Here is a 26,173-nt window from a genome sequence, read left to right as displayed (position 1 = left end):
GGCCGGCTCGAACGCGGTCGGATCGGTCTCCCCTTCCAATTTCCGCGCCCTCGCCTATTCGGGCTCAACTGAATTCCAATGACGGAACTCAGGATTCAGGCCAGTGCGTGGAAACTGATCGGCCCCCTGGCGGCCTTGCTGGTCTTCCGAACACCGTTCACGTCGCCGCAGACGGACGTAATAGAACTCCCTCAACTAACCATAATCGCCGGGTCGGAACAACGTCAGACCACCGATGAGTTCTCGCAAGCGCTCGCGAACAACGTCACCTTCCGAACTCGGAGCGAATTGGAAAGCTCACAATACAGCAACATCAACAATTTCCTGCGTGGGACACCGGGCATTTCGGTTTTCCGCGGCAGCGAGGGCCGCGGTGTGGGATTGAGGGTGAGGGGCGTGTCTGCCGCGCAAGGCGTGGTGACTTTTGACGGCGTGCCCTTGTTGACGGCGCTTCCAGGTCTGAGTTGGCTGGATACCATTCCCGCCGAAGCGTTGGGCAGCGTCAGCGTGGTTCTCGGTTCCGGTCACGCCTACTATAGCGGCCAAGGCATTGCTGGCAGCATCCACTTGAACTCAAAACGGGCCTTGGAAAATTACGGCTTGGCGCACGTCGAAGGAGGCAGCTTCGGAACCTTCCGCACGACGCTGAGCGGAGGCTTGAAGACTACGCGCGCCGATCTTTCCGTTACGGGAAGCCGGGTGAATCAGTTCGACGGAGCCTATGACGCCATACCGAACCGGGGGAATCCGGAGCGGGATCCGTTCGGCAGCACCCTGGGGATTGCACGGTACGGTGCGCGGCTTACGCCGGATCTGTCCGTGAACGGCAGTCTGCTCTACAAAGATTCCTGGCAGGACGCGGACCTCCCGAGCGTGACCCCAACCGGCCTTCCTACGTTTGTCGACAGTGCGACGACGGAGTTTCATGAACGACTGTGGCTGACGCAGCACACCGCTTCCGCGCGCCTGACCGAGAACTGGACCACCCAACTGCAGTTGGCCTATACCGAGAACGACATCGCCGCTCGAGCAGGCCGTCTGTCAGTCAGCTTTCGCAGCCAATTGATGTTCGCCGACTGGCGCAATGTGCAAATCCTGTCCGACGATCCGTTGCGCCAGCAGTACTGGCGACTGGTGTGGGGCGGACAGGCGCGTTATGAGCGCGGCGAAAACAATCACATCCTACTGCCGTCGCCTTCTCTCGATGAGCGAAAGACCGTTACCGGATTCGCCGAATTGCAAGCCGATCTCGGAAGATGGCATCACGAAGCCGGCATCCGGTTTGAACACCACGACGACTACGGCTCGCACACATTGCTGCACTTCGGATCGCGTTGGGATCCTTCACCGGCTTTAAGTCTAAGAGCGAAGGCGGGAACCGGATTTCGCGCCCCGAGCTACGGCGAACTGCTAATACCACTCTTGAGCAATCCCGCGCTCGAACCGGAGAAAGGACTAACGGCCGATATCGGGTTCGATTGGACACCTACTCGCGACTTGCGCTTCTCCCTGACCGGCTATTACGGTCGTTATAACGACCTGTTGACTTCACAAGTCGCCGTGGGGCGTTTTGTCGGTGTTTCGAGGATCGCCAGACGCCAGTATTCGCGTTCCCCTGTTGACTTCACAAGTCGCCGTGGGGCGTTTTGTCGGGCTCAGCAACACACCGCGGGCGCGCATCGCCGGAGCGGAGGCTTCGATCGAAGTCCTTTGGTCGGAACGAATCCAAAGCGGTTTGGATTTCACATATCAATACAGTCGCAATCTAGATACTGACCGGCCTTTGCCGGTGCACCCCGAAAAAGCTGGCCGCCTCTGGACGCAATGGACTTTGAACTCCCTGCCGTTGACCCTGCGCGTTAATGGCATTTATCAAGGCTCGCAGTGGAACAACAGCGCCGCGACCTTGGCAACCGACGACACCGTTCGCGTCGATGCCATCGCCACTTATCGCGCGTTACCGAAATTGGATCTTTATGTGCGCGGCGAAAATATCACCAACAATCGAACCGGCGGTTTTTACGCGCGCTACACCCCAGGCATCACGGTATTCGGAGGAATTCACTTGGCATTCTGAGGCGAGCCGCGTGGCGGAACGGAGGTGTGGCGGCTCACGCAGCAAGATCGGCCAACAGCGGGTGTTCCAACAGCGACTGGCGTAAGCGATCAGTCTTATCCATGGACTGCACGACGCGTCCGAGTATCTCCGCACTTCGATGGCGGTACGTTGCCGCCACCTGAGAGTTCCCGCAGACACTCTCTACTTGCGCTGCAGTCGCATAGACGCGCCATGCGGCGACCGGGGCCTCGGTTTTGCCGAGCCAGGACAATGCGTGTCCAATTTCCGTACGAGCCCTGTCCATCTCCTTTCGCGCTATTGCCGTTTCGGCCAACAGACGATGCCCCAACGCCCGGTGCGTCGGATCGGGAGGGAGAGCGGAGAGAGCGCAAACCTTCTCGGCATGCTCTTCCGCCTTTTTCCATTCACTCTGGGTAAACCAGTATTCGCCGAGCCCCAAATGAAAGAGCGGCATCAAGTACTGATCCATCAAGCCCTGGCAGGCTTCCAAAATGTGGTAACCCTTACGAAAGGAGTCGAAGGCCTCTGAGTTTTGCCTCAAACCCAGGTGGGCCCAGCCTAAGCGGATCACGCCCAGGAATGCGTTCGACAAGTCTCGCTGGTCGCGCATCCTTTCCATGGCGGCTTGACAAAGGTTTAGCGCTCCCCGGTAATCGAACGCCTGCTCATGTAGCCAGCTCAGGAGCAAAGTGAAATGGATGATCGCAAAGACATTGTCGTTCTTCTCCGCCATTTGCAACCCACTGTCGATGTGGCGCCGAGCCTCTCCCCACTCGCCCAGGTATATTAGCGACCGGATGCATAAGGCCTTGCAAATCATGTATCGTAGTGCGTCTCCCACAGTTTGCGCGACCGCCATTCCTTCCTCGGCGACGGCGATCGTCGACCGGTAGCCCGCCCTGGCGTATTCGAAACTGGAATGGAGGGTCAAAGAGGCGTGTAACAGTTCTGGGTTCCGCGTTGTCTGAGCCAAGTCGAGAGCTCGCTGAAAATCCCGGATGTGGTGCTCGCTCCAGTCCTGCAGAGACAAATGCCATCCGGCATAGGAGCCTCTTACTCGAATCTCGATCATCTCGTCGTTCAGCGCCTTGGCGCGTTCCACCGCCTCGCTCATCAAGGCCAGGCAGCGTGGCCGGTCCTTCCAGTAATGAACCCGGCTCTCTTCGACGATGGCCTTAAGCTCCAAGAACTGAAGTCCCGCGCCAGAGGCGCGCTCCCGGGCAGCGGAAAAATCGGCGACGGCAGCATCGGAATCGTTCATCGAACGCTTGACAGCGCCCCGCTCGATTAACAATTCGATGGCTAAGGTGTGCCGTTCCGTCTCCGGAAGCGAGTCCGACAGTTCTAGCGCATGAGTGAGGTAGCCGATGGCTTCGCGATTGGCATACCGGCGGACGGCATTTTCCGCCGCTGAACGCAGGTAGGCGATGGCCTTCGACAACAGTCGGCCTCGTTCGAAGTGCATCGCCAGTTCCGCCGCGATGAATCGTGACTTTTCGCCGTAACCGCGTTCAAGCCTCTCCCCGGTAGCCCGATGCAACTGCATTCGACGTCCGGGCGAGAGCCTGCGATAAAGGACTTCGCGATAAAGCGAATGCCGGAAGCCGTAGCGCCCCGCCACCACCCCTTCCTCCCATTCGTCGACGCCGCACGATTTCAACATCTGACCGCGCCGGCTGAGTTCGTCACAGCACCCTTCGACCGTCGCCAGATCTTCGCCGGCTACGGCCGCCAACAGTGCTGCAGACCACTCTTCGCCGAACACGCTTGCCACTTCCAGCCGGTGCCGCTCGGCATCGCTCAACCGATCGATCTGCGCATCCAGCATTTCCAGAAGATTGTCGGGAATCGTCAGATTCGAACCGAAATGGCCGGCATCCGCCGACAATCGCCCCAAATCAACCAGATGGGCAGCCAGGTTGACCATAAAAAAGGGATGACCTTCGGTCCACCGGTAGAGCGAGGACGATAAAGCCTCGTGTCCGGCCTCTTCGGGATAGCGTACCGCCAAATATTCCTTGATTTCGTCCTCGGCCAAGCCGGACAGCCTCAGCTCCGCGCACAAACTGCGCGCCTGAAGCTCCTGCCTGATTCGCTTGATCGGGTGTCGTGTCAGGTCGACATCGACTGGTCGATAGGTCGCGATCACGAAAAGCTGGGCAGGTGTGTTCCTGCGTCCCAACAACGAAATCAAGTCGACCGTGGCATGATCGCTCCAGTGCAAATCGTCGATCACCAGGATCAAGGGATTTTCGGCGCTGAGGCTCTCGATCAACTCCGCCGCTTCCCTGAGCATTCTACCGCTCGTCGCACCGAGGACCTCGTCGCCGAGCTTTTCCCTCTCCTCGGCTGCCAAAACCGATGTCATCTGCATCAGCCAAGTCGGTGCACAGCGACGCAAATGGTCGATTAGCCGCTTTCCGCCGGACTCACGGCACCTTGCCTCCAAAGCTTCCAGCAAGGGCATGAACGCCTCGCCCGCACCGCACTGTTCAACACAGCGGGCGCGCAAGAGTCCGAGATGCGGGTGCTTGACCGTGCTCAGAAACATATCGATCAAGGTTGTCTTGCCGATTCCCGCTTCGCCGGTAAAAAACACGATCTGGCGCTCGCCTTGGCAGGCCCGTTCAAACCGAGCTTCCAGCCAGGCGAGTTCGCTTCGCCGACCTACCCAGGGCATCGGGCACGCGCCGTGGCTGATCGTACCGGTAGCCGGTAACAGCGGCCCCGAAACGAACGTCTCCGCGCCGTCTACCTGCTTCACCTCTGCGATAAAACGATAGCCGTGCTTCGCAACCGTTTCGATGTAAATCGGCGATTTAGGATCATCCGCTAAGGCTTTGCGTAGTTCGTTGACGCACCCTTTGAGGACCGATTCGCTCACGAAGCGGCGACGCCAAACGGCATCGAGCAAATGATCCTTAGTCAATAATCGCCCTGGATTCGATGCCAGATAGTGCAATAGCGCGAAGACCTTGGGCGGCAAGCTCACCGTCTCTGCCCCTCGCCACAAGACCGCATTCGCCGCGTCTAGCCGAAAGGGGCCAAATATCAATTGCTTGTGAGTATCCATGGTCGTGGGCTCCGTCATGCTCGGCCGGTCGAGTAAACCAATGTCGACCTAAACCCGACCGTTTTCTGACGACATTCGAATCTCGGTATGTGACGATTAGGGCGCGATAACAGAAATGCGCCGATACGACGCGCGACCCGGAACAAAGACGTCATCTCAGAAACCCCCTCGGGCATTCCATCAAGCCCGTCAAAACGTGCGTTCACTCCACGGGGCGCACATATGATCATTTGTAACGCAAAATCGGCATTTTCCTGTTTTTCTCCACCGCTGAAAACCGATTTGCCGTCGGTTTGCGTCCGCCCACCCGATAGAATCACCCGCTCGACCGCCGATCGCATGATCCCCGTTGTGCATCATACCCGTCGAATCTGGTAAGCTTTGCCGCCCGCGCGGCGTTTAGTCGAGTCCATATTCGGACGAATCGGGTCGTTTTGCGAAAGGTTTCCCGCCGATCCCCAGGGTGGATTTCTCCGCCCTCCGAGCCTGGTGCCGCGCCCTTGAACGAGATCACATAACCCCCGTTGCCAGCCTAATCGAGCGAGGACGAACACGATCGATGCAACTGATTCTCTACGGTACCTCCGGTTGCCATTTGTGCGAGGACGCCGAAATTATGCTGTCTAAGGTAATTCAAGCGCGGCGTGACAACGTTTCCTTCGAGATCGTGGACATCGCCGGACAGCACAAATTGGAAGACCGCTACGGGATAAGGATTCCGGTCCTGCACGATGCCACTTCGGGCGCCGAACTCGACTGGCCTTTCGACGAAGAACGGCTCATGGAATTTCTTCACAGCTTGTCCTAAAACCCGACCAGACAGATACCCCGCTACGTCATCCATCAACACGCTCAATCGACTCTCAACGCCATGAACGAAAACGCTTTCCGCATCGAAAAAGACAGCATGGGCGAATTGCAGGTACCAGCCGCTGCCCTTTACGCCGCCCAGACCCAACGCGCGGTCGAAAACTTCCCGATCAGCGGGCTGAAAATGCCACCGGCGTTCATCGCCGCGGTAGCGCTGATCAAGCGTTGCGCCGCTCGCGTAAACAAAAATCTAGGTCTTTTGGACGCCAGCATGGCCGAAGCAATCGAGCAAGCTGCGCAGGACATCATCGATGGACGCCACGCCGATCAATTTCCGGTTGATGTGTTTCAGACGGGCTCCGGGACGAGCACAAACATGAACGTCAACGAAGTGATCGCAACGCTCGCCTCGCGTAGTTGCGGGCGGAGCGTGAGCGCCAACGATCATGTCAACATGGGGCAAAGCAGCAATGACGTCATTCCCGCGGCGATCCACGTCAGTGCTGCGCTGGCCGTCAACGTCCGGCTCATTCCCGCGCTGGAGCATTTGCAAGCGGCCATCGCGTACAAGGCGCAGTCGCTCAAGGACGTCGTCAAGACCGGGCGCACCCATCTTATGGACGCCATGCCCATCACCCTGGGCCAAGAACTTTCTGCCTGGGCCTTGCAAGTCCAAAACGGCGTGGAGCGTCTACGCGCCGCCTTGCCGCGCATCTACAAACTCGCGTTGGGCGGCACCGCTGTCGGTACGGGTATCAACGCCCATCCGGAATTTGCGGCGAGGATAGCGGAAGCCCTCGCCGATGCCACAGGTCTGCCATTCGCGCCGAACGACTCGTTCTTCGAGAGCCTGAGTTGCCAGGACGCAGCCGTCGAATTGTCGGGCCAACTGAAAACTATCGCAGTCAGCCTCATGAAAATCGCCAACGATCTCCGCTGGATGAACTCCGGCCCTCTCGCAGGACTTGGGGAAATCGAACTGCCTGCGCTGCAGCCCGGCAGTTCCATCATGCCGGGCAAGGTCAACCCGGTGATTCCCGAGGCCGCATGCATGGTCGCGGCGCAGGTCATCGGCAACGACGCTACCATTACGGTTGCCGGCCAGTCCGGATCATTCCAATTGAACGTCATGCTGCCGGTAATCGCTTATAACTTGCTGCAAAGCATCGACTTGCTGGCAAACGTCTCTCATCAACTGGCGGACAAAGCCATCGCAGACTTTGTCGTTCGCGAAGACAATCTGAAAAAGGCCTTGGCACTCAACCCCATCCTGGTTACTGCGTTGAATCCCGTCATCGGCTACCTCAAGGCGGCCGAGATCGCCAAGGTGGCATACCGGCAGCAACGGCCGATCATCGACGTCGCCACCGAAATGACAGGGATTCCGCGCGCGGAACTGGAAGTCCTTTTAGATCCCGCGAAGCTGGCGAAAGGTGGCATACAGGGCTGAAGCAGTTCCTGCAAACCCGCGACACCGACAAAGCGCCGACGGCCAGGCTCCAATTCGGGCGTACAAACTAAGCACGAACCCGAAGAAACCGAGCCGTCAGCGCGAGACGAAAATGCACTAGACTTCATTCCGTATCGGTTCGATCTCGGCACGTCACCTGCCATTCAGAGCAATCGGCCGGGCTCGTTTTGACGTTGTAAAAGGCGGCATTTTTCGTCGATTTCAAGTTTGACACCTTCGTGGGAGTATTCGATGTCCAATTCTTTCGCGCCTCCAACAATTTACTTCGACGACTTCACGGTCGAACGCGGATCGCCCCTCAAAGCGATACTTCTCGCCTTGGCCGTCGACTTCGGGGGTACTTTGTTATCTGCCGTGTTGATAGGCATGATCTATGCGATCAGTCTCATCTCGTCCGGCACAAGCGAGGATTACGTCGCCGTTACCCTACAGAATGTTTCTCCGAACTCGTGGCCGTCCGTCGCCGGCGCCGCAGTCTGCATCTTGTTTTCCGTACTTGGCGGGTTCGTTTGCGCTCGAGTCGCAAAACACGCCGAATACAAGCTCGGCGGCGTGGTGGCGGCGATATCTATCGCAGTCGGTCTATGGATGGAAAACGTCCAACTCTCCGTTTTGATGAACGTCTTCTCCGCTGTTATCACCACAGGCGCTGTCATGTTCGGCGTACGACTCGGCATAGCCCGGAATGCCGCCGGATGACCCACGGTCAAACGGATCGCCGCACCCGCTGGAACGACAACGAAGTGCTGCGCCGAGCGAGTCCGGTGGCGATCCGATCCCACTATGGCGGGCCGTTACACGTCCGATTTCTCTTTCGTCGCTAACCTTCGTTTCGAGACTGCGACCCGTTCCTTTCGAAAACGTTGAAGGTTTGAACGATTCTAACGGGGCTTCGTTGTCTTTATACGCCGTAATCGCACTTTTCCTCGCCGGGTGTACATGGCTTGGCGACGCCCGGGCAGGTTACGATTATTGGGCCTGGCACCCCAAGGTTCACCCCGGTCGGGTATCGGGTGAAGCCGGCACGCTTTATCTACTCCAAGGGGAACTTCTGATACGTGGTGGTAATGCCGTTTTTCAGCGTCGCGGCTTCCCTCCTCCAACCGCTTCGGCTAATCCCCTCATTCTGGTTTACCGGCTCGAAACCATGGATTGGCCGACCTCGCTACAACGCCAGGCGGGACGGGATCTTCAGGCGTTTGAGGCGAAACGTAATCCGGTATGGGGAATCCAAATCGACTTCGATGCCCGCACCCGACATCTGGATCGTTATGGCGAACTGCTTAGACGAATCAGAGCCGCCCTGCCGACCCGCTATCGCCTGAGCGTCACCGGCCTGATGGATTGGGCGAGCCAGGGAAAGCTCGAGGATCTGAACGCTTTGGAAGGCGTGGTGGACGAAATCGTGTTCCAAGCCTACCAGGGAAGGCAGCCGATAAAGGAGCACCGGCGCTACTTCGAGCGCTTGTCGACCAGAACACTGTCCGTACCCTTCAAGCTCGGCTTGGTCGAACACGGGAATTACGATCGGGATGCCCTCGCTATGGTCCAAAAACACCCAGCCTATCGAGGAACCGTCATTTTTCTGCTGCCCGACGGTAGCCGGTAGATGTGGCCGTCGAAAATCGCACGGTTGCACCAGCCTGGATCGTTCACTTCAGGAGCAGCATCAGTCGGTTCTCATTCTCATTGGAACCAAATTTTCCACGAACTGCCTGGAACACGCTTCCCAGGAAAATTGCTGTGCATACTGCCGGCACTCCTGGGGATCAAGCGACAAGGCCTTTAGGGCGGCTTGGCGGAGATCGTTGTCCAGAATCCCCACGCGCCCGTCAATGATCACGTCTCGTGTCGCCCTCACCGGATAGGCAGCGACCGGTACGCCGCAGGCCAGAGCTTCCAACATCACCAAACCAAAGGTATCGGTGCGGCTCGGAAACACCATCACGCCCGCCGCCGCCATGTGGCGCGCCAGAGCCTCGCCCGTTTGATAACCCACGAAACGCACGTTTGGATACTTGGTTTCCAACTCCCTTCGTTGCGGTCCGTCGCCGACGACATATCGCGTTCCAGGCAAATCGAGCCGGAGAAAGTCCTCTACGTTCTTCTCGACGGCGACGCGCCCGGCGTACAAGAAAATCGGACGTTGATCATCGAGAAACGTTTTACCCCACGGCCGGAAAAGTTCGGTATCGACACCCCGCGACCAGCGCACCAGCCTGCGAAAACCCTTGGACGCCAGTTCTTGCTCGAGCGAGTCCGTTGCGACCATGATCCTGTGGCTGCGGCAGTGGAACCAGCGCAGATAGGTCCAGCTCACGCTCAAGGGAATGCCGGCGCGGAGCTTCAAGTATTCGTGGAAATGGCTGTGGTATGAGGTCGTATACGCGTAGCCTTTCTCGCGGCAGTAACGTCGGGCGGCGAAGCCGACCGGCCCTTCGGTCACGATGTGAATCGCATCCGGCCGAAAGGCTTCGATCAGAGGTCTTAGGCAAGGTCCGCACAAGAAGGCCAGGCGCACCGCCGGGTAGCCCGGACACGGCCAGGTTCGAAACCGGTCGGGCGTGATGATCTCGACCGTGTGTCCCGAGTTTTCCAGAGCGCGCCGGGTGTTGGTCAAGGTCGTGACGACACCGTTGATCTGAGGATGCCAGGCATCGCTAATCACGAGAATCCGCAAAGCTTTCCTCCTGTCCTCGCCCCATGGACCGCATCGTTCACCGCTTCGGCTGTGACTACCGGAAAACAAGACGCCGCTGTTCGATTCCGGAACGCGTCCGAAACCCAGGCCGGATACAGGCGTTGCAATGGCCGGCAAGGCGCGTACACTCCAGGATTATTGTCTTTCCGCAAGACCATGGATAGACCGCCGCTTTCTCAAAAGCTCATGCTGTACTACGCGGCGCCGCACCTCACACATGCGGTAGCGACCTTGCCGGTAGCCTTGTTCGTCCCGGCTTTCTATGCCGACGACCTAGGCTTGCCGCTCGCTGGTGTAGGCTTGGCGATCGCCGCGTCGCGGGCGACGGACATGGTGACCGATCCGCTGGTCGGCATTCTGAGCGACCGCTTCAAGACATCCTGGGGCCGCCGCAAGCCCTGGATCGCTCTCGGAACACCGCTCCTGATGCTGTCCGCCTGGATGGTCTTCGCACCGGCCGGACAGGTTTCGTTGCTCTACCTGTTCGTCTGGGCGAGCCTGCTCTTTCTCGGCTTCACCCTGGTGGATTTGCCGCACAAAGCCTGGGGAGCCGAACTTTCCACGGACTACACCGAGCGTACGCACGTGGCCGCTTGGCGCGAGGGATCGGGCGCCCTGGGGCAGATCCTGTTCCTGGTCGTGCTTTCAGCCATGGATTTTCTTGGCTATGTGGATAACCGGGAACAACTCCGGGTTATCGCCCTGATCATCGTTTTCAGCTTGCCGCCGCTGGTGACCTTGGCCCTGGTCAAGGTGCCGGAATTTCCCTCCGAGGAACTGGCGGGCGAGCGCCACGAGGGCTGGGCCGGGCTCCGGCTGGTACTGCACAATTGGGCTTTCGTGCGGACCCTGGTCACTTTGCTGCTTCTGGGCACGGCCGTACTGATTCAAGCCACGCTCCACAGACTGGTACTGACTCATGTGGTCGGACGCCCCGAGATCTTCGCCACGATGATTCTCGCCGAGAATCTCATTTCCCTCGCCATGGTGCCGGTGTGGATGAATATCGCGAATCGCATCGGCAAGCATCGGGCGATTTGTCTGGCGGCGCTCTGGATCGGCGTGTCCAGCCTGGGATTTCCCTGGGTGGATCGGGGCGACACCGGCTTCTACGCGACACTGATCGTCTTGCGGGGTTCGAGCCTCGCTTCGCTGTTCATGCTGGCGAATTCGATCGCGGCCGACGTGGTGGATCACGACATCGTCGCATCCGGCCGGCAGCGCACGGGACTCTTCTTCGCGGTGTGGGGCATCGCCATCAAACTGGCCGTCGCCCTGGGCGTTCTCTTGGGCACCGCCCTGCCCGCCGCCTTCGGTTTCGAGCCGTCCGCCCCGGCTCAGGACCCGGACGCGAAAAAATGGCTGTTGATCATCTACGGCTGGCTGCCCTGCCTCATCATCGCATCGGGGCTCCCGCTCATGTGGAATTTTCCGATCGATCGCGTTCGGCAGCGCGCACTCCGGGAACAAATCGCTGCGCGGCGGACCGGCGTTTTCAGGTCTGATGCAGATGGGGCGGCATAATTCCATCCGTTGTTGAGAAATGGAATAAGTTCCCAAAACCCTTCGGTAGACCCGTCCCGAGCGAAGTCGAAGAGCGCATGACGAACCGCCTGCTGAGATGAGCTTATTCGATCATCGCTCCTTTGCTCGCTCCGCCGCGACTTCGTGCAAAGATCTCAGACGGCGGTCCAGCCATCGCTCGATCTTTCCGAGCAGTTCGTCACGCAAAGGCGGGGCGGAGAACAGATGCTCGTGGTGAACCTTGTCGACGAGCGGCAGGACTTGATTGTCCCGATGCTTGTCGAGGGTTTTGGCGGCAAAATCGTGGTTGCCCCAGGCCGGGGTGATCGGATCCCCGACGGAGTAAACGAGGAAATACGGCGTCGCAAATTCCGCCATGTCCCTCCTGAAGCGAACGATCTCGGCCTCGACGCCCTTGACGTAGCGCAGGATGCTGCGGCGGATGATATAACCGTCGGCCCGGTGACGTGCCCTCTCCTCCTCCGAGTCGCTCAGGTACTCCGGCACCCAGCTCGGCGTCGTGGGCGAAAAAACGCGCCGTAATCCCGGCCAGGACAGCACCTCGAACAGTCCGTCGAGCACGGGAACCGTCACCAGCGACAGCGCTTGATTGGCGATCAGCAGCGGAAGCGGCTCCCCATGGGAGCGAAGAAAATGTTCCTCGGCATAAAACGACAGTTTCACGACGGGCGTTTGGAAATAGCCGCGCCAACCCGGAACCTCGGTCACTGCGAATGCCGGGCCCAAGAACACGATACCCCGTATTCGGTCCCGTGGGTCGGGTGTTGAAGTTTTTTCGAGCAGATAAGATGCGGAAATCAAGGAGCCCAGGCTGTGCGAAACGATGAATATCGGAAGGTCGGGTTTTGCGTTCCGGTCGCAGATCTCGATCGTTTGCCGTAGCGCCTGATCCAAATCCCGCCGCATCGGCCCCAAGTTGCGCAAACCGGTCTGTGCTAGATAGGCGTTGCCGACATCGAACGAGGTCTCGCCGGCAGCGATGGCGCGATCGGCTGCCAGCAGGGTGGGATTGGATAGGCCGTGCGCGTACAAATCGAAACCCGCGACGATGAAACGTTTCGCGAAATGAGCTGCGATTTCGCCATAGCGGCCGATATATTCGTTCATGCCATGGACGATCATGAGGCAGGCCGGGGCGGCGGCAGGTTGCGGCGGCATCTGGACGCGCATCGGCAACAAGGGTTCGCGGTCGCCTCGGGATAACCAGATCTCCTGTCCCCATCGGGGATAGGGCTGGGTGACGAACTGTTGATGAGCGCAACCACACAACATGGACAAGACCAGGATCAGGGCCCGTTTCACATGGTACATCCGAAAGCTGCGCCGAGGATACCTCCGCATGCGTGAGGAACCGCTCACGCCATCGAGCCGATCGCTCGGCGGAACCGAGCTAGAGCCAGGGCGAAGAAAACACCCCCGATCCCGAGCAAGGCAAGGAATTGCGGCCAGACGATGCCGAAACCTGCCCCGCGATAGAGAATGGCTTGGGCGAGCGCGACGAAATGAGTGGTCGGCGCCGCCAGCATGATGGTCTGCACCAGTTGCGGCATGCTTTCCCGAGGGGTGGTGCTGCCCGAGAGCATCTGCAAGGGCAGCAGGACGATGATCATCAACAAGCCCATCTGCGGCATTGAGCGTGCCACCGTACCGAGAAAAATGCCCATGGAGGTCGTAGCGAACAAGTGCAGCGCGGTCCCCAAGACGAACAACACGATCGAACCCTCGATCGGCACGCCCAGCGCCCTCTGCACCACGAAAATGACCGAAGCCGTCGCCACCACGACCACGACCAGCCCCATGGACCACACCTTGCTCATCATGATTTCGAAAGGCGTCAGCGGCATCACCAGGAGATGTTCGAGGGTACCGTGTTCGCGCTCTCGGATCAGGGCCGCGCCGGTCAGGATGATGGACAGCATGGTGACGCTGTTGATGACCTGCATCACCGAGCCGAACCAGGTGGAGGTCAGATTTGGATTGAAACGCATGCGCACTTCGAGTTCGACCGGCAGCGTGGCGACAGTACGCTGGCCTTCGACGAAATCGGCAACCTCGCCGTTGATGATGTTCTGGATATAACTATTGCCGATGAAGGCCTGTGACATCCGCGTGGCGTCGATGTTGAGCTGGATCGCCGGCTGGCGCCCCGCCAGCACGTCGCGCTGGAAATTGGGTGGAATGTCGAGGACGAAGGTGTAGAGGCCCGCGTCCATGCCCGGATCCATGGCCTGGTAGTCGATGATCGCGGGCGGCAGAAAATGAGGCGGGTAAAAGGCGTTGATGATACGGGTCGACAATTGCGAATGGTCTTCGTCGACGATCGCGATGGGCGCCTTGTGCATCGCCTCGGGAAGTCCCGTCGCGGCGACATACACCTGGAACGAGAAGGAATACACGATCAGCACCAGCATCAGGGTGTCTCGTCCGAGCCCCCGCAGCTCCTTGATTCCGAGATGAAAGATGTTGAGCAGAGTGCGCATGGCTAACGTTCCTGTTTTTTCAGCAGTGCGATGCTCAAGATCAGGATCACCGGAATGGCCAAGGCGAGCGGCAGCAGAGAGAAACCAAGATCGGCAAAACCCAAGGCCTTGGAAAACGTGCCGCGGCTGATGATTAGGAAATAGGTGGTGGGATAGACCTCACCGATCAGGCGAGCCCCGCCTGTCAGCGACGACACGGGATCGAGCATGCCGGAAAATTGCGAGGCCGGAATGATCGTAGCGATGGTGGTGGCGAAAATGGCAGCGATCTGAGTGCGGGTAAAAGCCGAGATCAGAAGACCGAGCCCGGTGGCCGCCGTCACGTAGAACAGCGCGCCCACGGTAAGGAGCAGAAAGTCGCCTTTGAGCGGTACATCGAAAACGTAAACGGCCAAGACGCACAGTAAAAGAAAGTTGACCATGGCCATGGCGATGTACGGCAGTTGCTTGCCGACCAAAAACTCCAACTTGGTCACCGGCGTGACGTACAAATTGAGTATGGAGCCGAGTTCTTTTTCGCGCACCACGCTGAGGGCGGTAAGCATGGCCGGGATCAGCATCAGCAAGATCGGAATCACTGCCGGAACCATGGCCGGCAGACTCTTGACGTCCGGGTTATAGCGATAGCGCGCTTCGATCGAGATCAAACCGGGCGGCAGTCGACCCGTATCGCGGAGGCGTGCCTGCTCCATCAGCCAGCCCTGGTGCATGGCCTGTACATAGCCGTGCACGTTTTCGGCACGTGAGGGCATGGCACCGTCGATCCAGGTACCGATTCTGACGGTATCGCCGCGCGCCACGTCGCGGGCGAAATTGGGCGGAATTTCCAGGGCCAGGCTCAGTTCGCCGCTGCGCATGCGCCGGTCGAGTTCGTCATAATCGGCGATCGGCGGCCGCTCGATGAAATAACGCGAGCCGGCGAGGTTGAGTATGTAATTGCTACTGAGCGTCGTCTGATCGCGATCCAGCACGGCAAAGTTCAGGTCCTCCACGTCCATGCTGATACCGTAGCCCATGATGAACATCAGGAGCACGGTGCCGAACAGCGAAATCGCCCCGCGCAGCGGATCGCGGCGCAATTCCAGCATTTCGCGCCAGCTATAGCTGAATAAGCGCAACGGGCTGAAACGGGCGGCAGCCGTGTGTGCCGGAGCGGCGTTCCGGGGTGCGGGAGGCGGCAGCGGCGCGGCCGGCGGGTCGTCATCCCCGCTCGCTCGTTTCAGATAATCGATGAACGCCTCCTCCAGCGTGGCGCGCCCGCTGCGTTCGACGAGCACGGCAGGTGCGTCGCTGGCCAGCACTTTGCCCGCGTGCATCAGCGATACGCGGTCGCAGCGCTCGGCCTCGTTCATAAAGTGGGTTGAGATGAAAATGGTGACGCGGTCACGGCGTGCGAGATCGATCATCAGCTGCCAAAACATGTCACGCGCGATCGGATCGACGCCCGAGGTCGGCTCGTCCAGGATCAGGAGGTCCGGCTTATGGATGACCGCCACCGCCAAGGACAAACGCTGGCGTAGCCCCAGCGGCAGTGCGTCCGGTAGGGCGTCCATGACCGTCGTCAGCAGGAAACGCTCGGCCACTTCGGCGACGCGAGCGGGAATTTCGGCATCAGGCAAGTGGAACAGCTTGGCGTGCAATTCCAGGTTCTGCCGCACGGTCAGCTCGGAATACAGGGAAAAGGCCTGGGACATGTAGCCGACGCGCTTGCGGGTTTCCAGATTGCGGGCGTCGACCACCCGGCCGAACAGTCGCGCCTCGCCTTCGCTGGGCGGCAGAAGTCCGGTGAGCATTTTCATCGTGGTCGTCTTACCGCAGCCGTTCGAGCCCAGAAACCCGAAAATCTCACCACGCTCGATGCTGAGGTCGACCTGATCGACCGCGACGAAATCGCCGAAGCGCATGGTCAGCCCCTGAGCCTCGATCGCGATTTCTCTTGCGCCGCCGGTTTCGCGCGGCGGAATCACCACGGGCCGATGGCGCTTGCGCTTTTCCTCCGGCATCAGCCGTATGAACGCCGCCTCTAGCGTGTCCGCACCGGTGCGGGCGCGGAGCTCGGCCGCATTGCCGGTTGCGAGAACCCGGCCCGCATCCATGGCCACCAGCCAGTCGAAACGCTCCGCCTCTTCCATGTAAGCGGTCGAAACCAGGATGCTCATGCCTGTGTGGCGTGCGCGTAACCGGTCGATCAGTTCCCAGAACTGCGCCCTCGACAAGGGATCGACCCCGGTGGTCGGCTCGTCCAGCACCAAAAGGTCGGGGTCGTGAATCAGCGCGCAACAAAGCCCGAGTTTCTGTTTCATGCCGCCCGAAAGCTTTCCCGCGGGGCGATCTCGGAACGGTGCGAGACCGGTGCTTTCCAACAATTCGGCTATACGCTCCCGACGTTCCGCTTCCCCCTGCCCGAACAGCCGGCCGAAGAAATCGACGTTCTCGAATACCGACAAGGTTGGGTAAAGATTCTTGCCCAATCCTTGCGGCATATAGGCGATGCGCGGATACAGCGCGCGCCGATGCCGCTTGTCCGCAATATCGCCGCCTAGCACTTGGATCCGGCCCTGCCGTATCGCTCGCGCCCCGGTTATTAGCGAGATCAGGCTGGATTTCCCAACGCCGTCCGGGCCGATCAGACCGACCATCCGGTTGCCCGGAATCTCCAGACTCAAATCATCGAGGGCGATTCTGTCGCCGTAGCGCAGGGTGACATGCTCGATTCGGGCGACGGGCTCCCCAAGGGCAGCAGTGCTCATGGCGGTACTCTGATCTCGAGTTCCGAGGGCCATTCGGCATTGGGGTCGATCTTGACGTAAGCCATGCCGGGCAAACCGGTCTTAACCTGTTCCAGATGCCGCTTCAAAAGGTCCTGATCGATATGCGCGCGCACCCGAAACATCAGTTTCAGACGCTCGCTCTCGGTTTCCACCGTTTTCGGGGTGAATTGGGCGACGCTGGAGACAAAAGTGGCTCTGGCCGGGATCACATAGTTCGGCACCGCGTCGAGTACCAGACGGACTTCGCTCCCGATGGCGACCCGGCCGGCCGCCTCGGTCGGCAGGAAGAACGTCATATAGACATCGGAAAGATCCACCATGTTGAGCACGCGCCCGCCGGCGCTAAGGACTTCGCCGGGTTCCGCCACCCGGTACTGTACCCTGCCGGCTCGCGGTGCCCGGAGTTCTGCATCGTCGATATCGGCTTGCAAGCGAGCAACCGTCGCCTCGGCCGCGGCGATCACCGATTGCGCCTCCACCACCTGCGATTTGGCCGCCTCGATCGCGGCCCGTGCTGCCGCGACCTGCGCCTGTGCCGCGCTGACCGCCGCCCTGGCGCTCAGCATTTGGGCGCGTTCGTCGTCAAGCTGCTGGCGTGAAGCAGCGCCCTCCCCTACCAGTGCCAGCGAGCGCCGCAGACGCTTCTCGGCAGCGTCGAGTTCGGCACGGCGTTGAGCGACGACGGCTTCGGCGGCGGACAATTCGTTGCTGCGCTGAACCACGACCGATTGCGCCGTCCGGTAGGCGTTCTCGGCCTGGCGAACCTGAGCCTGAGCTTCCGCCAATTGTGCACGCAACACCTCGGTGTCCATCCGCGCGAGCACTTCGCCGGCTTCCACGAAATCACCCTCGCGCTTCAGGATTTCGACGACGCGACCCGGCATCTTGGTGGCGATATCGATTTCGGTGGCTTCAATGCGCCCATTGCCGGCCGCGATGCCCTTGGGCAGCCCGGAAGGACGCAAACTCCACCATAACGCGACGGCGACAATGGCGACGCCGATCAAACTCAAACCCCATTTGCCCCGTCCGCTCATAGTTTCCCCTTTGCCGTCTCGAGCTGCGCCAGCTGCGCGTTCGCGCCGCCACCTAAGGCCTTGTACACGGCAATCAGCTCCGTGGACGCTTTCGCCTCGGATCGGGCCAGCTCCATATCGGCGAGATACAGCGCGCGCTGGGCTTCCAAGACGTCCAGAAAGGAAATGACGCCTTCCTGATAGCGTAGCTGGGAGAGCCGAACGGATTCCCGCTGATCCTCCACCGCACGGGCCAGGGTCTGCCTCCGTGCCTCTTCTTTGAAGTAGCGGGTCAACGCGGTTTCCATTTCCCGAAGCGCTTCCAGCACGGCCCTTTCGAAAGCCACGTAGGCTTCCCTCTGCTGGGCATCGGCCAGATCGATACCGGCGCGGATACGGCCAAAATTCACCAGCGGCTGCAACAGACTGGCGCCCGCGCTGTAGGAAAAAGCAGCCGATTTGAACAGATTCTCGACATCGGTATTGCGCAAGCCTAAAAAAGCGGACAAGGATATCCTCGGGAACAGCTCGGCGATCGCGGCACCCTGCATGGCGGTGGCAGAGGCGAGCCGGCGTTCGGCGGCGCGAAGATCCGGGCGATGGCGAATGACTGCCGCCGGCGAGGCCAGGATCGCCTGCCCAGGCGCCATGGGCACAGCGCGAGGTGTCTCAAGCTCGTATTTCAGAGCGCCGGGGCGCTTGCCCGTCAGAACTTCCAATTGACGCAAAACGGCCGTCAGTTCCGCCTCCAGCGCGGGAATCTGGGCCGCCGTGGTCTCGGTTTGAGCGCGCGCCCGCACCAGATCGTGGCGGGTGCCGACCCCTTCCTCGAACAGCCGCTCGGTCAGTTTCAGCGTGTGTCTTTGCGTCTCCAGGTTCCAGCGCGTGATACGCAACTGGTTCTGAAGACTGCGATATTCGATGTAGGCGCGCGCGAGGTCCGAGGTCAGCGTCACCAGCGATTGAGCGTATTCCTCCTTCGCCGCTTCCAGATCGGCGGTCGCCGCTTCCAATCGCCGCCGTTGACGTCCGAACAGATCGATTTCCCATAGCGCGTCGAATCCGAGTTCGAACAGATTGTAGCGGATGCCGGGTGCGAGTCCCGGAAACGGATTCTCAGTGCGCTGCGCGCCCGCCATTGCGTCGACGCTCGGGAACAACTCGGCGCGGGTGCCCCGGCGCTGGGCGCGTGCCTGATCGATGCGGGCCAGCGCCAGCTTGAGATCCAGGTTGCCTGTCAAAGCCTGGTCCATCAAGCGGTCCAGCACGGAATCACCGAAACTTTTCCACCAGGTCTTCAGTCCTTCCGGATCGATAGGCGTGAGATCAGCGTCCTGATCTTTTCCGGCCTGCCACCGAGCCGGAGTCACCGGCACGGGCTTCCGGTAATCCGGTCCCACGGTGCACCCGACCAAGCCGATCACCACGGCCAGGCAACCGACCTTAGCCCACATAGGCGTGTCCTTTGAGAAACAGCGAAACCGCGGCGTCGACCAGGTGGTCCTTTTCCGCCTCGCTCAAACCCGGCTGCAAGCCCAGAAGACAACGGAAGTGTTGAGCGCCCTGCAGCATGCCTAAGAGCAAGCGGCTCGACGTATCGACATCGGATGTTCGCAAAGCGCCGCAACGATCCAGTTCGCCGAGATAGGCCGACAGCCGGTTTAGCACTGGCTCCGGCCCCGAGCGGTAGACCAGCTCGCCCAAGTCTGGAAAGTTCTGCTGCTCGGCGATGATCAGACGATATAGGTCCAAGGACTCTTTTGCGTAGATGAGGTCGACGAAGGCGCGGGCGATGGCCTTCAGGCCCGCAACCGGGTTCGGTTGCTCGGTCTGCACACGCGAAAGCGTAACCAGCAAGACCTCGCATTGCTCCGCGATCACGGCGGCGAACAACTCCGGCTTGCTGTGGAAATGGCTGTAAAGCGTCGGCTTGGACACCGGAGCGGCTTCGGCGATCGCGTCCATGCTGGCTCCTGTGTAGCCGTTCGCAAGAAAGACGCGCTTCGCCGCATCAAGTATGGCCTGCCGTTTGGATGTGGGGACTTTAGTCATGGGACCGTCCGTATGGTGTTCGTTGCTTTCCAGTGGGGTTGGTGATTAGACTAAACTAAACCGTTTAGTAAGAAAACCACAGATCATGCATCTCTCTGTTTCTCCGAGAACCCTCCTGGTCCTTCTCGCGCTGACAATCGTCGCGGGAGCCGGTATCGCGTACTGGTACAAGGCGATCCGCCCTTTCGAGACGACCGACAATACCTACCTGAAAGCGCACATTAGCTTGATCAGTTCCAAAGAGACGGGCTACGTCAAGGAAGTCCTGTTCGAGGACAACCAAAAGGTCATGCCGGGTGATCTTCTCGTCGTCATCGACGACCACGATTTCCGCGCCAGGGTCGCGCAGGCGGAAGCGCAAGTCAGGATGGAAACCGCACGTATCCAGACCCTGGAAACCGAAAAACGTGCCCAAGAGGCGAAAATCCATCAGGAAGACGCCAATATCGCGGTCGCCCAGGCCGACCTGGAACGGACGGCGAAGGACCTGAAGCGCTTCGATCACTTGGCGGCGGACGGCGCGGTCTCGGCCCAAACCCGCGATGTCGCCGCGGCCGCCTACAAGCAAGCCGTAGCTCAACGGGAAAAGTATCGCTCGTCGCGACAGGAAGCGGAAACTCGCCTGACCGCCCTGGAAGCCCAGATCGACGAAAGCCGGGCCAGATTGCAAGCGGCCCGGGCCGCTCTGGACTTGGCCCGCATCGATCTTTCCAACACCCGCATCACAGCGCCTTTCGCCGGAATCATCGGCAATCGCAGCGTGCAGGTCGGACAACTCGTGAAGCCCGGCAGCGTGCTCGCCTATCTGGTTCCGCTTGATGGGCTCTTCGTCGAAGCCAATTTCAAGGAAACCCAGATCGGACGGATGCGGCCCGGACAACCCGCGGACATTCGGGTCGACGCCTACCCCGATCTCCGGTTCGAAGGGATCGTGGACAGTTTCGCGCCGGCTTCCGGTTCCGAGTTCAGCCTGCTGCCGCCGGAGAACGCCACCGGCAATTTCACCAAGATCGTACGGCGCGTGCCGGTAAAAATCCGATTCCGACCCGGTACCGACGTGAGCCTGTTAAGGCCCGGACTCTCCACCATCGTCAGGGTCAAAGTACGGTGACCGAATTGAGCGTCTTCACCGCTGAGGTACGCTCGAATTAGAGCCCCTAAGCGCCGGCCAAGGCAAACCCGACCAGAACCGCGCACTCGATAAGCTCGATCGTTGCGCCCGCGGTGTCCCCCGTGGTTCCGCCGATACGCCGGATCATGGACAACCGTAGCCAGAAAAACAGAGCAGCGGTCGCGAGGAGAGGCCAAAAGCCACGTATACCCGCAGCGGCCAGAGTGCCGGCAAAGGTTGCGGACAGAACGGCTATACCACCTCGGCACGGCAAATGCCGGGCCAGCTCGGAGCCGAGACCGCCGGGACGTACATAGGGCATGGTTAGGAACAGCAGCAGCGGCGCGGCACGGCCCAGCACCGGCGCGAGTACGAGCGCGGTCCAGTCCTGCCGGGCAATCACCTGTTCCAGCGCGGCGATTTTGAGAAGCAGCACCAGCACTACCACGACGACGGCGACTGGGCCGCTGCGTGGATCTTTCATGATGGCGAGGGTGCGCTCCTGGTCACCCAATCCCCCTACCCAGGCGTCGGCGCTATCCGCGAGTCCGTCCAGATGCAGGGCTCCGGTCAAAACCACCCAGACTGTCAGCACGATGGCCGCCGGCAGCCAGCCCCCGGTCTCGGCCAAAAGCTCGGCCAGCATCGCAAGCGTCAGCCCCAACCCCAAGCCGACAAGGGGATAAAACAGCAGCGACCGGCCCAACGCCGCCCCATCCGGCGGCGATTCCAGACGAACCGGCAGTCGGGTCAGGAACTGTAGAGCAATCAAAAAGGGCCTGAGCCCGCTCACGGAGGCAGCTCCTCGCAATGCTGTCCGTTCCCGCAGAGGCGAAAGAACGAAGCATGCGGCACGTCGAACTCGAACAATCGAGAAAACGGCCAGTTCCGGGCACGGCAGAGCAACACTCGGATCACGCCGCCGTGAGTGACGAACAACAGCCGACGCCCCAGATTGATCGACTCCAAGTGGTCCTGCAGCGCAGCTAGGATACGCCCGCGAAACGCTTCCAATGACTCTCCACCAGGCGGCGGATACCGCAGGGGATCGTCCATGAAACGGGTCAGCGCGAGCGGCGCCGTGGCCATCACCTCGGCATAGGTGAGCCCCTCCCAGTCACCGAAATGGATTTCCTTTAGCCGTTCGTCGACTTGCAGGGGGATGCTCAGTCGCTGGGCCAGGCTTTCGGCAAATACGGCGCAGCGCGACAAAGGCGAGGTGACGATCGTATCCCAAGGCCCGCGTTCAGCCACGGCGTGCTCCATCTGCCGGAACCCCTCTTCCGTAAGCGGATCGTCCAGGCTGCCGCGAAACCGGGTACCGCCTACGGTTTCGCCATGACGCAGCAGATCGATACGGACACGCTTTTCGCTCATGATGACTTGCCTGCAATCCCCGCCTCTTCGAAAGTCGCCATGCCGGCGTGCAGGGTACAGACCAATCTCAGCAAAGGCAGCGCAACAGCGGCTCCGCTGCCTTCGCCAAGGCGCATGCCCAAATCGAGCAAAGGCTTCCCGTCGAGCGCCGCCAGCATGCGTGCATGCCCCGGTTCCGCCGAGGCGTGGGCGTAAAGGAACCAGCCGGAGACTCGCGGACATAGCCGTTCCGCCGCTAGAGCCGCCGCCGTGCAGATGAACCCGTCCACAAGGACCGGCAGACCTCGTTGCGCACAGGTGACGAAAGCCCCGGCGAGAGCGGCGATTTCGAAACCGCCGAGCCGACGCAAGACTTCGAGTGGATCGGCCAAGTACGAGCCATGCCGATCTAGCGCCCGGCGAATGATCTCGGCCTTGCGCCGGACGCCTTCCGTGTCCAAACCGGCTCCGGGTCCCGCCAGGGCTTCCGGCGTCTCGCCCAACAGAGCCGCGCCTAGCGCCGCGGCGGCCGTGGTATTGCCTATCCCCATCTCGCCGCCGATAAAGATTCGGATCCCGGCTGAACTGGCCCGCGCTGCGGCGTCACGCCCCGCGCGGAGAGCCTCTGCCAATTGGCGTTCGGTCATGGCCGGCCCGCGCAGGAAATTGGCCGTGCCGAGTCCGAGTCTGAGATCGAGCACGCCGGGTACGGAACCGGTCTCCTCGACCGTACCTAAGTTGATCACTTCCAGCTCCGCACCCAGCGTCCGAGCGAGCACGCTGATCGCTGCACCGCCTCGGGCGAACTGGTTCACCATGGCCGCCGTGACCGACTGGGGAAAAGCGGATACGCCCTCCTCTGTCACGCCATGATCGCCGGCGAACACAACGATTCGCACCCGGTCGGCGGTAGGTTTCGGCGTTCTTTGCCAGGCGGCGAGCCGGATCGCCAGCGCTTCCAGCCGTCCCAGCGCGCCCGGCGGTTTGATCAGCATCGCCTGCCGTTCCGCCGCAAGGCGCGCCGCGTTTTCATCCGGACGCGCTACCGGCTCCTTCAGCCACGCAAGATCAGAGTTCACAGTTTTTCCCCTTTCAACACCCACGGAAGCCCGGCCACGGTCAGAATCACCCGGTCGCAGACCTCGGCCAAGGCTTGATGCAAAAGCCCGGCTTCGTCGCAATAGCGGCGGCTGAGTTCCCCTGCTGGCAGCACGCCCATGTTGGTTTCGTTGCCGATCAGAATGATGTGGCCGGGAAGGTGGGGCAGCGCTTCGATCAATGCCTCCCGCTCACGCGCGAGCCTTGTCGAGTCGGTCTCGCACAAGAGCTGGGTCAGCCAGAGGGTGAGACAATCGACAATCAGGCAGCGCTTTTCATCCGCGCGAGCGCGCAAAGCTGCAGCGAGTTCCAGCGGCTCCTCCACCAGGTCCCAATCGGACGGTCGCCGCCGCCGATGTTCTTCCACCCGCCTGCGCATACCCTCATCCCTGACTCGCGCCGTCGCGATATAGGTCACGGCGAGATCACTATCCAAGGCTCTTCGTTCCGCCAATCGGCTCTTGCCCGAGCGGACTCCGCCTAAAATCAGTTCTTTCATGCGCAGGCTTCTCGAGGGGCGATCCCTAACAAGCGTTCGATGGCCGGCATGTCCAGATGGGCGGCCACGGCATCCGCCAGACGGTCGATTTCGGCTTCACGGGTCGCCACGTAATCCGGCGTTTCCGGTTCGGTCAGCCCAGCCCAGCGAAGAATGGCATCGGTCGCCGCGCTCGACTCGAAGAGTCCGTGCAGATAGGTCCCCATGATTTGCCCGTCTGCCGAGCACGCACCGTCGTTGCGGTCCTCGAGCCGAACAAAAGGACGGACCAGCGCAGGTCCTTCCGTCAAACCCGAGTGAATTTCGTAACCCGTGACCGGCGCGTCGTCCAATACCAGCCGCCCACGAACATTACGGAGCTGTTTTTCAGGTTCCAACACCGTGACCATGTCCAGCCAACCGAAACCCGAAGACGTGCCTGCTTTGCCTTCTAGACCAGCAGAATCGTGAATCTCTCGTCCCAACATCTGAAAACCTCCGCAAATGCCGATCAGTTTACCGCCATAGCGGAGATGACGCAGAAGATAAGCTTCCCAGCCGTTCGCCCGCAAAAAAGCAAGATCGGCACGCACGCTTTTGGAACCGGGGAGAATGACGAGGTCCGCGGGAGGCGGCGTCTCGCCGGGATACACGAAGTGGAACTCGACCTGCGGATGGAGACGCAAGGGATCGAAATCGGTGTGATTGCTGATACGCGGCGTGACCGGCACCACGACCCGCAACTTTTCGTTCTCGTTCCTTATTTCACCGGAAGTAAACCCTCTCCCTCCGGATGAGGGCAAGGCGTCCTCCGCCTCCAGGTGCAAGCCGTGAAGATAAGGCAACACGCCCAAAACCGGCTTACCGGTTTCCCTTTCCAGCCAATCTAACCCTGACTGCAGCAGGGCGATGTCGCCGCGGAAACGGTTGATGACGAAGCCTATCACCCGCGCCCGCTCGCTTTCGGACAACAGGGCGAGGGTGCCGACCAAATGGGCGAACACACCGCCTCGGTCGATGTCGGCGATCAGGACGACCGGGCAGTCCACCGCTTCGGCGAAGCCCATGTTAGCGATGTCGCCTTCGCGCAAATTGATTTCCGCCGGCGACCCCGCGCCTTCTACGACGATGGCATCGAAACGGGCGGCGAGGCGCTCATAGGACTCCAGCACGGCGCGGCGCACGATGCGCTTGTAGTCATGGTACTCACGGGCGTTCAGATTACCGATGGCCTTGCCTTGGACGATGACTTGGGCGCCCGTGTCGGTATTCGGTTTCAGCAGTACCGGGTTCATATCGGTGTGGGGTGGCAGTCCCGCCGCGCGGGCTTGTACCGCCTGAGCCCGGCCGATCTCCCCGCCGTCTTCGGTCACCGCACTGTTCAACGCCATGTTCTGAGGCTTGAACGGCGCCACTTTTACGCCTCTCCTCGCCAATAAACGGCATAGTGCCGTCACCAGCGTGCTCTTGCCGGCGTCGGATGTCGTGCCTTGCACCATCAGCGTGCGTGCGGTCATTCGCCCGCTCCGAGCCCCTCCGACACGGCCGCGTATACCGCGCGCGCCAGCCTGGCACCCCACACCGAGCGTGGTCCTGCGAAAGGTTCGGCTCGGCCGTCCTGTGGACAGAGCACGCAGACCGCGTCGGTGGCCGTTCCGGTCCCGGACACGCCGGCCCGCCACAGTGCCTGGGTCTTCGCTTCCGTCGCCGTGGCGACCGCATTGACCAAGGCCGCTTCGCTCAAGCGAACCGGTATTTGAACCACTAGATTGATGGTGCCCGGCCGGTAGTCACGCGATGGCGCATCGTCTGCGGCCCAGATCGGCTGGCCGATGCCCACCGTAGCATCGGCGACGACCCCGCCATCGCTCGCTCGCCGATAGCCGCGCACATCGCAGGCGGTGAGGAGTCCCGCACCGGTTCGGGCTAGCCCACAGGCAGCGGCGATCTCGGCGACATGGGCGGCGGGATCGGTACGGCGGTAATCCGACGGCACCTGCGCATTCAGTATCCACTCCACGATCCCGAGCCCCCCTCCGGACACCGCCGAGGAAATCGCCAAGCGTCCGCCGTCCATGCGCCAAATCAAACACGGCCAAGAGCGACCATCGTAACCATGTCGCCCCAGCGT

The 26,173-nt window shown here is 60.7% G+C and carries 22 protein-coding genes; 8 read left to right on the top strand and 14 right to left on the bottom strand.

Annotated elements, in window-relative coordinates; all coding sequences use genetic code 11:
- Nucleotides 1–78: 78 nt before the first annotated feature.
- Both QEN43_RS05840 and QEN43_RS05835 read left to right on the top strand, forming a co-directional pair.
- Nucleotides 79–1,776 carry a TonB-dependent receptor plug domain-containing protein gene (locus QEN43_RS05840; RefSeq protein ID WP_026609089.1) on the top strand — a complete coding sequence of 566 codons (1,698 nt, stop codon included), beginning with the start codon at nt 79–81 and terminating at the stop codon, nt 1,774–1,776.
- Nucleotides 1,679–2,077, top strand: coding sequence for a TonB-dependent receptor domain-containing protein (locus tag QEN43_RS05835; protein ID WP_235726583.1), 399 nt, complete (start codon nt 1,679–1,681; stop codon nt 2,075–2,077). The genes QEN43_RS05840 and QEN43_RS05835 overlap by 98 nt, the downstream gene beginning before the upstream one ends.
- Before the next feature lie 34 nt (nt 2,078–2,111).
- Here the strand turns inward: QEN43_RS05835 and QEN43_RS05830 are convergent, their stop codons facing one another.
- The gene (locus QEN43_RS05830) at nt 2,112–5,153 is read right to left on the bottom strand and encodes an ATP-binding protein (protein WP_317963824.1); all 3,042 of its coding nucleotides are present in this window, start codon (nt 5,151–5,153) and stop codon (nt 2,112–2,114) included.
- Between the two features lie 559 nt (nt 5,154–5,712).
- Here QEN43_RS05830 and QEN43_RS05825 point away from each other — a divergent pair.
- The 4 genes from QEN43_RS05825 (at nt 5,713) to QEN43_RS05810 (ending at nt 9,043) form a co-directional block, all read left to right on the top strand.
- The gene (locus QEN43_RS05825) at nt 5,713–5,961 is read left to right on the top strand and encodes a glutaredoxin family protein (protein ID WP_026609086.1); all 249 of its coding nucleotides are present in this window, start codon (nt 5,713–5,715) and stop codon (nt 5,959–5,961) included.
- Nucleotides 5,962–6,024: 63 nt separating this feature from the next.
- Nucleotides 6,025–7,413 carry a class II fumarate hydratase gene (locus tag QEN43_RS05820; protein WP_317963823.1) on the top strand — a complete coding sequence of 463 codons (1,389 nt, stop codon included), beginning with the start codon at nt 6,025–6,027 and terminating at the stop codon, nt 7,411–7,413.
- A gap of 252 nt (nt 7,414–7,665) precedes the next feature.
- Nucleotides 7,666–8,133, top strand: coding sequence for a hypothetical protein (locus QEN43_RS05815; protein ID WP_026609084.1), 468 nt, complete (start codon nt 7,666–7,668; stop codon nt 8,131–8,133).
- Between the two features lie 196 nt (nt 8,134–8,329).
- Nucleotides 8,330–9,043 (top strand): DUF3142 domain-containing protein, encoded by a 714-nt coding sequence (locus QEN43_RS05810; RefSeq protein WP_162144255.1) that lies wholly within the window; start codon nt 8,330–8,332, stop codon nt 9,041–9,043.
- 60 nt (nt 9,044–9,103) lie between these two features.
- Here QEN43_RS05810 and QEN43_RS05805 read toward each other — a convergent pair whose 3' ends face one another.
- Nucleotides 9,104–10,114, bottom strand: coding sequence for a glycosyltransferase family 4 protein (locus QEN43_RS05805; RefSeq protein ID WP_317963822.1), 1,011 nt, complete (start codon nt 10,112–10,114; stop codon nt 9,104–9,106).
- Between the two features lie 177 nt (nt 10,115–10,291).
- Here QEN43_RS05805 and QEN43_RS05800 point away from each other — a divergent pair, with 177 nt between their 5' ends.
- Nucleotides 10,292–11,659 (top strand): MFS transporter, encoded by a 1,368-nt coding sequence (locus QEN43_RS05800; protein WP_051331412.1) that lies wholly within the window; start codon nt 10,292–10,294, stop codon nt 11,657–11,659.
- Nucleotides 11,660–11,770: 111 nt separating this feature from the next.
- Here QEN43_RS05800 and QEN43_RS05795 read toward each other — a convergent pair whose 3' ends face one another.
- Genes QEN43_RS05795 through QEN43_RS05770 form a run of 6 tightly spaced genes read right to left on the bottom strand, consistent with a single transcriptional unit; the run spans nt 11,771 to nt 19,999 of the window.
- Complete coding sequence (locus tag QEN43_RS05795; protein WP_317963821.1) at nt 11,771–12,982, bottom strand: alpha/beta fold hydrolase; 1,212 nt, start codon at nt 12,980–12,982, stop codon at nt 11,771–11,773.
- A 53-nt stretch (nt 12,983–13,035) separates the two neighbouring features.
- Nucleotides 13,036–14,160, bottom strand: coding sequence for an ABC transporter permease (locus tag QEN43_RS05790; RefSeq protein ID WP_317963820.1), 1,125 nt, complete (start codon nt 14,158–14,160; stop codon nt 13,036–13,038).
- A 2-nt stretch (nt 14,161–14,162) separates the two neighbouring features.
- Nucleotides 14,163–16,910 carry a ribosome-associated ATPase/putative transporter RbbA gene (gene rbbA / locus QEN43_RS05785; RefSeq protein WP_317963819.1) on the bottom strand — a complete coding sequence of 916 codons (2,748 nt, stop codon included), beginning with the start codon at nt 16,908–16,910 and terminating at the stop codon, nt 14,163–14,165.
- On the bottom strand, nt 16,907–17,968 hold the full coding sequence (locus tag QEN43_RS05780) for an HlyD family secretion protein (protein ID WP_317963818.1): 1,062 nt from the start codon (nt 17,966–17,968) through the stop codon (nt 16,907–16,909). Before QEN43_RS05780 ends, rbbA begins: the two co-directional genes overlap by 4 nt.
- Nucleotides 17,965–19,401, bottom strand: a complete 1,437-nt coding sequence (locus QEN43_RS05775; protein WP_317963817.1) for an efflux transporter outer membrane subunit — start codon at nt 19,399–19,401, stop codon at nt 17,965–17,967. The genes QEN43_RS05780 and QEN43_RS05775 overlap by 4 nt, the downstream gene beginning before the upstream one ends.
- The gene (locus tag QEN43_RS05770) at nt 19,391–19,999 is read right to left on the bottom strand and encodes a TetR/AcrR family transcriptional regulator (protein WP_317963816.1); all 609 of its coding nucleotides are present in this window, start codon (nt 19,997–19,999) and stop codon (nt 19,391–19,393) included. Before QEN43_RS05770 ends, QEN43_RS05775 begins: the two co-directional genes overlap by 11 nt.
- Before the next feature lie 85 nt (nt 20,000–20,084).
- On the opposite strand from QEN43_RS05770, the gene QEN43_RS05765 reads away from it, so the two are divergent.
- The gene (locus QEN43_RS05765; protein WP_317963815.1) at nt 20,085–21,110 is read left to right on the top strand and encodes an HlyD family secretion protein; all 1,026 of its coding nucleotides are present in this window, start codon (nt 20,085–20,087) and stop codon (nt 21,108–21,110) included.
- A 46-nt stretch (nt 21,111–21,156) separates the two neighbouring features.
- On the opposite strand, the gene QEN43_RS05760 is transcribed toward QEN43_RS05765, so the two are convergent.
- The 6 genes from QEN43_RS05760 to QEN43_RS05735 are packed head-to-tail and all read right to left on the bottom strand — an operon-like array spanning nt 21,157 to nt 26,119.
- Nucleotides 21,157–21,903, bottom strand: coding sequence for an adenosylcobinamide-GDP ribazoletransferase (locus QEN43_RS05760; RefSeq protein ID WP_317963814.1), 747 nt, complete (start codon nt 21,901–21,903; stop codon nt 21,157–21,159).
- The gene (locus QEN43_RS05755) at nt 21,900–22,487 is read right to left on the bottom strand and encodes a histidine phosphatase family protein (RefSeq protein WP_036267760.1); all 588 of its coding nucleotides are present in this window, start codon (nt 22,485–22,487) and stop codon (nt 21,900–21,902) included. The genes QEN43_RS05760 and QEN43_RS05755 overlap by 4 nt, the downstream gene beginning before the upstream one ends.
- The gene (cobT, locus tag QEN43_RS05750) at nt 22,484–23,545 is read right to left on the bottom strand and encodes a nicotinate-nucleotide--dimethylbenzimidazole phosphoribosyltransferase (RefSeq protein ID WP_026609074.1); all 1,062 of its coding nucleotides are present in this window, start codon (nt 23,543–23,545) and stop codon (nt 22,484–22,486) included. Before cobT ends, QEN43_RS05755 begins: the two co-directional genes overlap by 4 nt.
- Nucleotides 23,542–24,063 carry a bifunctional adenosylcobinamide kinase/adenosylcobinamide-phosphate guanylyltransferase gene (gene cobU, locus QEN43_RS05745; protein ID WP_317963813.1) on the bottom strand — a complete coding sequence of 174 codons (522 nt, stop codon included), beginning with the start codon at nt 24,061–24,063 and terminating at the stop codon, nt 23,542–23,544. Before cobU ends, cobT begins: the two co-directional genes overlap by 4 nt.
- Nucleotides 24,060–25,559, bottom strand: a complete 1,500-nt coding sequence (locus QEN43_RS05740) for a cobyric acid synthase (protein WP_317963812.1) — start codon at nt 25,557–25,559, stop codon at nt 24,060–24,062. The genes cobU and QEN43_RS05740 overlap by 4 nt, the downstream gene beginning before the upstream one ends.
- The gene (locus tag QEN43_RS05735) at nt 25,556–26,119 is read right to left on the bottom strand and encodes an adenosylcobinamide amidohydrolase (RefSeq protein ID WP_317963811.1); all 564 of its coding nucleotides are present in this window, start codon (nt 26,117–26,119) and stop codon (nt 25,556–25,558) included. The genes QEN43_RS05740 and QEN43_RS05735 overlap by 4 nt, the downstream gene beginning before the upstream one ends.
- Between the last annotated feature and the right edge of the window lie 54 nt (nt 26,120–26,173).

This window comes from Methylocaldum szegediense (genome assembly GCF_949769195.1).
Taxonomy (GTDB): domain Bacteria; phylum Pseudomonadota; class Gammaproteobacteria; order Methylococcales; family Methylococcaceae; genus Methylocaldum; species Methylocaldum szegediense.
The sequence above is the reverse complement of the archived record's forward strand: the minus strand, read 5'-3'. Positions and strand labels throughout refer to the sequence as shown.

What these genes read in the sequence shown, in the direction of transcription:
- QEN43_RS05830 (WP_317963824.1), bottom strand. Translation starts at nt 5,153, where the DNA reads ATGGATACTCACAAGCAATTGATATTTGGCCCCTTTCGGCTAGACGCG.
- rbbA (WP_317963819.1), bottom strand. Translation starts at nt 16,910, where the DNA reads ATGAGCACTGCTGCCCTTGGGGAGCCCGTCGCCCGAATCGAGCATGTC.
- QEN43_RS05770 (WP_317963816.1), bottom strand. Translation starts at nt 19,999, where the DNA reads ATGACTAAAGTCCCCACATCCAAACGGCAGGCCATACTTGATGCGGCG.
- QEN43_RS05740 (WP_317963812.1), bottom strand. Translation starts at nt 25,559, where the DNA reads ATGACCGCACGCACGCTGATGGTGCAAGGCACGACATCCGACGCCGGC.
- QEN43_RS05820 (WP_317963823.1), top strand. Translation starts at nt 6,025, where the DNA reads ATGAACGAAAACGCTTTCCGCATCGAAAAAGACAGCATGGGCGAATTG.
- QEN43_RS05735 (WP_317963811.1), bottom strand. Translation starts at nt 26,119, where the DNA reads ATGGACGGCGGACGCTTGGCGATTTCCTCGGCGGTGTCCGGAGGGGGG.
- QEN43_RS05825 (WP_026609086.1), top strand. Translation starts at nt 5,713, where the DNA reads ATGCAACTGATTCTCTACGGTACCTCCGGTTGCCATTTGTGCGAGGAC.
- QEN43_RS05755 (WP_036267760.1), bottom strand. Translation starts at nt 22,487, where the DNA reads ATGAGCGAAAAGCGTGTCCGTATCGATCTGCTGCGTCATGGCGAAACC.
- QEN43_RS05775 (WP_317963817.1), bottom strand. Translation starts at nt 19,401, where the DNA reads ATGTGGGCTAAGGTCGGTTGCCTGGCCGTGGTGATCGGCTTGGTCGGG.
- cobU (WP_317963813.1), bottom strand. Translation starts at nt 24,063, where the DNA reads ATGAAAGAACTGATTTTAGGCGGAGTCCGCTCGGGCAAGAGCCGATTG.
- QEN43_RS05780 (WP_317963818.1), bottom strand. Translation starts at nt 17,968, where the DNA reads ATGAGCGGACGGGGCAAATGGGGTTTGAGTTTGATCGGCGTCGCCATT.
- QEN43_RS05800 (WP_051331412.1), top strand. Translation starts at nt 10,292, where the DNA reads ATGGATAGACCGCCGCTTTCTCAAAAGCTCATGCTGTACTACGCGGCG.
- QEN43_RS05765 (WP_317963815.1), top strand. Translation starts at nt 20,085, where the DNA reads ATGCATCTCTCTGTTTCTCCGAGAACCCTCCTGGTCCTTCTCGCGCTG.
- QEN43_RS05840 (WP_026609089.1), top strand. Translation starts at nt 79, where the DNA reads ATGACGGAACTCAGGATTCAGGCCAGTGCGTGGAAACTGATCGGCCCC.
- QEN43_RS05815 (WP_026609084.1), top strand. Translation starts at nt 7,666, where the DNA reads ATGTCCAATTCTTTCGCGCCTCCAACAATTTACTTCGACGACTTCACG.
- QEN43_RS05790 (WP_317963820.1), bottom strand. Translation starts at nt 14,160, where the DNA reads ATGCGCACTCTGCTCAACATCTTTCATCTCGGAATCAAGGAGCTGCGG.